Source organism: Microbulbifer elongatus (assembly GCF_021165935.1).
Lineage (GTDB): Bacteria > Pseudomonadota > Gammaproteobacteria > Pseudomonadales > Cellvibrionaceae > Microbulbifer > Microbulbifer elongatus.
In genome coordinates this window covers 3,896,798-3,903,337 of record NZ_CP088953.1, presented here as the reverse complement: position 1 = coordinate 3,903,337, position 6,540 = coordinate 3,896,798, and the positions used below count along the sequence as shown (strand labels likewise).

The window sequence follows — 6,540 nt, the reverse complement described above, 5'->3', positions numbered from 1 at the left end:
ATACCGACGACATCGTCATCCCGGCGAATGCCGGGATCCAGCTCAGCGGAACTCACAGTCAAAGTCCGCAATGCAGTTTTGGCTCTCGCACTGTTACCTATTGTCCCCGCTACTGCGCAGGAAATAGATACGCAATCGGAACAGGAAGCCGCCTGGTGGCAATTGATTCCCGGGCTTGGACCAGAGACTGAGTCCACTGGCGAGTACACAGAAAAACCATTGGGCAGCAATACGGAAACCACGCTGATTCCCGCTGCGGGCCAGTTGTGGGTACAGGATGCGGAATCCTTTATCGCGCCGGAACAGGCGGTTGTGGAAAACAACATCCTGCCTCCGCTCCCGTTCCGTGCAGTAGAAGATGAAATCGATCCGGATCTGGTGGAACAGTTGCGCGAAAAGCTCGCGGAGCTGGAGTCTGCCCATGAAATGCAGCTGATCGTTACCGGTCATACTGACAGCCACCCGCTGAATGACGATGAACTGGCGGAATACGCGGATAAAGCCGCATTCACCCAGGCTCGTGCCCAGCTGGTTGCGGACTACCTGCAAACCGCGCTGGAACTGCCAGAGGAAGCCATCCTGGTGGAGGGGCGCGGAGACAGCGAGCCCCTGTCAGAAAATATCACCGAGAAAGGGCGCGAACAGAACCGGCGGGTGGAGCTGGCGGTGCGCTATTTCGAGCAGGACCAGGAAGCGCGCGATGCCCAACGTCGCGCCGAGGCCCTGCAACTGAATCGCGTACAGGTCTGCCGTCAGGAAACCGTGTGTAAGCTGCGTTATACCGCAGGTTCCGATCAGCGTGCGCGTCTCAAAAATCTGGTATCTCCGCTGCGGCTGCAACCGGGGCAGGCCGATTTACCAATGCCTTTCGTGCGCCGTATTCAGGAGGTGCGCAATACCCTGCAGGATAAGCCGAATCTGACCATTCACTTTGTGGGTCATACTGACGGTGGTGCCCTGCCGGAAGGGCCCGCGGAGCTGTACGACGATCAGATGGCGCTGTCTCGCGCAGAAGCGCGGCGGGTGGCGCTGGCAGTGGCAGATCAGTTGAATCTGCCGGGTTACATGGTGACCAGCAGCGGCAAGGGGGCGACTCAGCCGATTGCCGCCAACGATACCGCCAAGGGACGCTCTCTGAACCGCCGTGTGGAAGTGGAGTTCTGGTACGACGACCTCCTGGAAACCGCCGCCGATGGCGTGCAGGCCTGCCCGGAAGCCGCGTCTGCGGAAACCATCACCATCGAGCACGAGTCACCCACCGGGGAAGTCCCGCCGATTTTCCTGAACAGTGGTGAGCCACAGATCACCGATGCACAGCTGTCCCAGATGCAGCGCCTGATGGACGAAGTGGCGGGCAAACAGAACGTGCGCCTGAGCTTTGTCGGTTACAGCGATAACGAGCGCATGGAGCGGCGCGAGGCCATGGTCTATGGCGATGACGTAGGGCTGTCGTCTGCACGGGCCAGGAAGACCATGCAGCTGGTACAGGAAAAGCTCGGCCTCGAAGACGATCAGGTAGCGTTTGAAGGGCGCGGCTATGTGGAATCCAAAGACGTGGTACAGACCGGCTTTATCCACATGGATGGCGCCCGCGTGGAAGTGCAGGTGCTCTACGACGAGCTGGCCATTCTGGCGGAACAGGACCGGTTGGAAATCGAACGCCTGCAACAGGAGGCGGTTGCGCACAATCCCTATGCGCTGAACCTGATGCGGATTACCGTTGACGGTGCACCGGAATACGACCCGCACAAGAATTCCGCGGACCTGCAGCGCTGTACGGATGTGGCACTGGACAACGCCAATATCCAGTTCCGCTTCGACAATCAGACCATGCAGCCGCGACTGAACGTCACCGCTTTCCCGAACACCGTCCGCTACGCGGATGATCCGGAGACCGAGCTGGTGGAAAGCCGCGTTGTATTCAAGCGCTACACCAACTATCCCTCGTTTATCACCCGCGCCGAGGTGCGGATTTTTGAAGAAGCGCAATCCCTGCGCGACCAACCTCTGGCGGTGGTGACCCTCGACCAGAATGGCGAAGGGAATTGGGAAGCGGACTTTGACAGCTTCCAGGCACCGCTGAAAAAACTGAAATACGTACTGCGGGTATACGACTGGAAACAGCGCTTCGATGAAACCCGCCCACAGACTCTGTGGCTGGTGGATAACTTCGAGCCCCAGCTGCAGGAGACCACTACCGAGCAGGAGTTGCTGGTGGGTTACGGGGAAAACCGCCTCGCCGAGCAGAACATCCCGGTCAATGGCAATGCAGTACTGGTGAACGGGGCGGATATCCCCTCAAATCATAGTGTATGGCTGGCCGGCCGCGAGATTCCTGTCAGCAACAGCGGTGCGTTTGTCGCGGAAGAAATTTTTGCCAAAGGGCTGCACACTGTAGAAGTGGCGGTGCTCGACGAGCAGGGCAACGGCGAACTTTTCCTGAGGGACCTGGAATTCACCAGCGACGACTGGTTTACTGTGGGCATTGCGGATCTCACCATCGCCCGCGACGATACCAACGGCCCCGCGGCACTGGTCACCGGGGATCAGACCCACTACGACAACTCTGCGAGCTACGACGGTCGCCTGGCGTTTTATACCAGCGGCAGTTTCGGGGACGGCTGGCGTCTGTCCGCCAGTGCGGACACCGAAGAGGGGCCGATCGACGAGCTGTTTAGCAACTTTATGGAGAAAACGCCGGACGCCCTGTTCCGTCGTCTCGACAGCGATCTTTACTACCCTACCTTTGGCGATGACTCCACCGTAGTGGAAGACGCGCCCACCTCCGGCAAGTTCTACATCAAGCTGGAGAACTATGACGATTACGGCCTGTGGGGTAACTTCAAGGCGTCTTATACCGACAACGAACTGGCCCAGATTGACCGTGCGCTGTATGGGGCCAATTTCCATTTTGAAACCGACGACGTTACCGACTTTGGCGACAAGCGTTTCGAGGTGGATGCATTCAGTGCGGAGCCCGGCACCATTGCCGGGCGCGATGAATTCCGCGGAACCGGAGGTTCTCTCTACTACCTGCGCCATCAGGATATTCTCACCGGCTCCGAGCGCCTGCGGGTGGAAGTGCGGGACAAAAATTCCGGCCTGGTACTGGGGGTGAAAAACCTGACGCCGGTGATCGATTACGATGTGGATTACATTCAGGGCCGGGTGCTGCTGAACCGTCCGCTGTCCGCCATCGCCAACGACAATCTGATCGTGCAGGACGGCTCCTATAACGGGAATCCACAGTACCTGGTTGCCCGCTACGAATACACGCCGGGCTTCGACGACCTCGACACCCTTGCAGTGGGCGGCCGCGCCCAGTACTGGGCCGGCGACCATGTGCGCATCGGTGTCAGTGCCAGCCAGCAGGACGAGGAGGACAACGAATCGTCCCTGCACGGTGTGGACCTGACCCTGCGCAAAACCGCCGGCACCTGGATGAAGGTGGAAGTGGCGGAGAGTCAGGGCAACACCCTGGAAAGTCTGTCTTCCCTCGACGGCGGCTACAGCTTTAATCAGGGTGGCTTTGAACAGGGTGTTTTCGGGCAGAGCGCCCCGATCGACCCTCAGGCCAAGGCCGGTGCCAACAAGGTCGAGGCGGCCATGCAGGTGGGCGACTTCTTTGAAGGCGCGCGCGGCTCCATGTCCGTTTACGCGCAGCAGCGGGACGCGGGTTTCTCCGGCCCTGGCCAGCTGGCCACCCACGAAACCGAGCAATATGGTGCAACCATCAACCTGCCTGTTGGCGAACGCTTTGACGTGGGCCTGAAAACCGACCGCAAGGAACAGCAATACGGCCTGCAGACGGAAGCCACCGATGTGGAGCTGGGGTATCGTCTGAGTGACCGCTGGCGCATCGCCGCAGCGGCGCGCGCGGACACCCGTGAAGATCTCTCGCCGGTGGTCCCACTGACCCAGAAACAGGGGGAGCGTACCGATGTGGCGATCCAGGCAGGCTACGATTCAGGTGCTAACTGGAATGCGTTTGGATTTGTGCAGCGCACCGCAGAAGTCTCCGGGAACCGGGATGAGAACAATCGTATCGGCTTTGGTGGCGCTTACCGGGTAAGTGATCGCCTGACTGTCGACAGCGAACTGTCCGGTGGTGACACCGGTACCGCAGCCCGTCTGGGGACCGACTTCCTGGTAACCGACCGCACCAATCTCTATCTGAATTACACCCTCGACAACGAGCGCACCGATACCGGGGTGCGCGCGCGCAAGGGTAACCTGAACAGTGGTTTCCGCAGCCGCTTCTCCGATACTACCAGTATCTGCGGCGAAGAGCGCTACACCCACGGGGATGTGTCCACCGGCCTGACCCACGCGCTGGGTGTGGACCTGGCGCCCAGTGATCAATGGAATTATGGCACCAGCCTTGAGGCCGGTACTTTGGAAGATCCGCGTACCGGTGCCGAAACCGAGCGCCGCGCCATGGGCGCCAGCATGGGCTTTAACGATGGCGCGCTGCGTGTGGCGAGCGCGGTGGAATACCGCATCGACAATATGCAGACCCTGTCGGGTGCAGGCACCGAGGATGACCCCCAGAGTGTACTGGAAAACGAGCGCAAGACCTGGCTACTGAAAAATACCCTGAGCTACCAGATGAGTCCGGACTGGCGTTTAGTCGGCAAGCTCAACTACTCCGACAGCCAGAGTTCCGCGGGGCAGTTCTACGACGGTAAATTTACCGAAGGTGTGATGGGCTACGCCTACCGCCCTGTGGATAACGATCGCTGGAACACATTGCTGAAGTACACCTACTTCTACAACGTACCCACCAACGACCAGGTACTGGTGACCTCAAGCAGTAACAGTAGCGCCATCGAGTTTGTTCAGAAGAGTCACATCTTCTCCGTCGACACCAACTACGATCTCACCCAGCGCTGGACTGTCGGCGCCAAGTACGCCTATCGTCTGGGGCAACTGAGTATGGAGCGGGAAGACCCCGAGTTCTTCGATAGTACTGCTCATCTCTACGTAGTGCGCGCGGACTGGCACTTCGTCAATCACTGGGATCTGCTGATCGAAGGCCGCCTGCTTGACCTGCCGGAAGCCGGCGACAGCCGCAGCGGTGCACTGCTCGCTCTGTACCGACAGATGGGACGCAACTTCAAGGCGGGCATCGGCTACAACTTCACCGACTTCTCCGATGATCTGACGGACCTGGATTACGACAGTCAGGGGGTGTTTATCAATATGGTGGGCAAGTTCTAAAGTCTCGTTACCGGCGAGTAACCCCCATCGAGTGGAATGATGGGGGTTTGCGAGGAATGTAAGGGGGTCACTTGGCTCCGGCTGTGATTCCCCTGGCGGGCTCTGTGATTGTGGTATTGGTAGTGCTTGCTCGTTGCTTTCGTTGAGCCTGCGTTTTCAAACGCCGCTTCTGCCACCAAAGATACAGGCCGGTACCAAACAGCAGTGCGGGTGCGAAACCTGCCAGCAACACCAACCACCGCCCGACAATTCCCAGCGCATCCCCGTTGTGCAGAGGGAACTGCCAACGCAGGATTTTATTGCCGAGTGGTATCTCGGTAACCTTCTGAGTCAATAGCACTTCGCCGGTGTACTGGTCCAGGCGCACAAAGCTGGCTCCGTAGTTGGTCCAGACTTCCCCTTCCGCGCGAAAGGTCATGCCGTAGCTGTCTTCGCTATTACGCGGCAGGTAGATGCGCTTGAGCACCCCGTCGGGAAACACCTCCTCGCCAATCGCGACCGCCCGATCGGGGGAGATTGGCGTGCCGGAAGCGGCCCTTGAGCCGGGGAGGGCGGGGCGGGGTTCTACTTTGAACAGACTGCCGACGACCGCTTCCACCTGGGTCGGAAATACCAGCGTGACACCGGAAAAGCTGATCATCAGCAGCAACGGCAAAAAATAAATGCCGAAAACCTTGTGAACATCAAAGTAAAACCGGAACCGATTGCCAGAGCGCGCAATAGAAAAAGCCCGTTTCCAGTCTCGCTTTCCCGCGCGTTTGCGTTTCGGCCACCAGAGCACCGCACCGGTGATGCAGAACACCATCGTCAACAGGCCCATCAATCCCACGACGGTTTTTCCATTCTTACCGGCGAGCAAGGTGTAGTGCAGGCGGTACAGCCAGGTCATGGTGTACGCGCTTGTGCCCCAGCCGCGCACCGCGAGTACTTCGGCATCGGTAGGTGAAACACTCACCTCAATGGGGCCCGGTGCTCCTTCCGGTGTGGGGAAGCGGACCACGTGCGGGCTACCGGGTTGGCGCTGGGTCATTAAACGGGTGGGGGGGGGATTGCCGGGCACGGCGGCCTGCGCTGCGGTGAGAATTTCCGAATAATTGGCGGGTCTGGCGCTCGGCTTGAAGGTCACCGTTTGCGGCGTGAGTGTTTCGTCCAATGCGTGATCGAACACCAGCAGACTACCGGTGAGGCCGATCAATGACACCAGTAGACCCAGGGTCAGGCCGGTGTATTTGTGCAGGACGAAAAATGTTTTGCGCATGGAATGACGTATTGCTGGATTCGCCTGCAAGCGGGCCCCTAGTGAATATCCTCTAGTAGGAG

The 6,540-nt window shown here is 59.2% G+C and carries 2 protein-coding genes; one reads left to right on the top strand and one right to left on the bottom strand.

Features of this window, described 5'->3' with window-relative positions; genetic code table 11:
• Positions 1-78: 78 nt before the first annotated feature.
• The gene (locus tag LRR79_RS16130) at positions 79-5,220 is read left to right on the top strand and encodes an OmpA family protein (protein ID WP_231758186.1); all 5,142 of its coding nucleotides are present in this window, start codon (positions 79-81) and stop codon (positions 5,218-5,220) included.
• Between the two features lie 67 nt (positions 5,221-5,287).
• Here LRR79_RS16130 and LRR79_RS16125 read toward each other — a convergent pair whose 3' ends face one another.
• Complete coding sequence (locus LRR79_RS16125; RefSeq protein WP_231758185.1) at positions 5,288-6,478, bottom strand: PepSY-associated TM helix domain-containing protein; 1,191 nt, start codon at positions 6,476-6,478, stop codon at positions 5,288-5,290.
• Positions 6,479-6,540 lie beyond the last annotated feature (62 nt).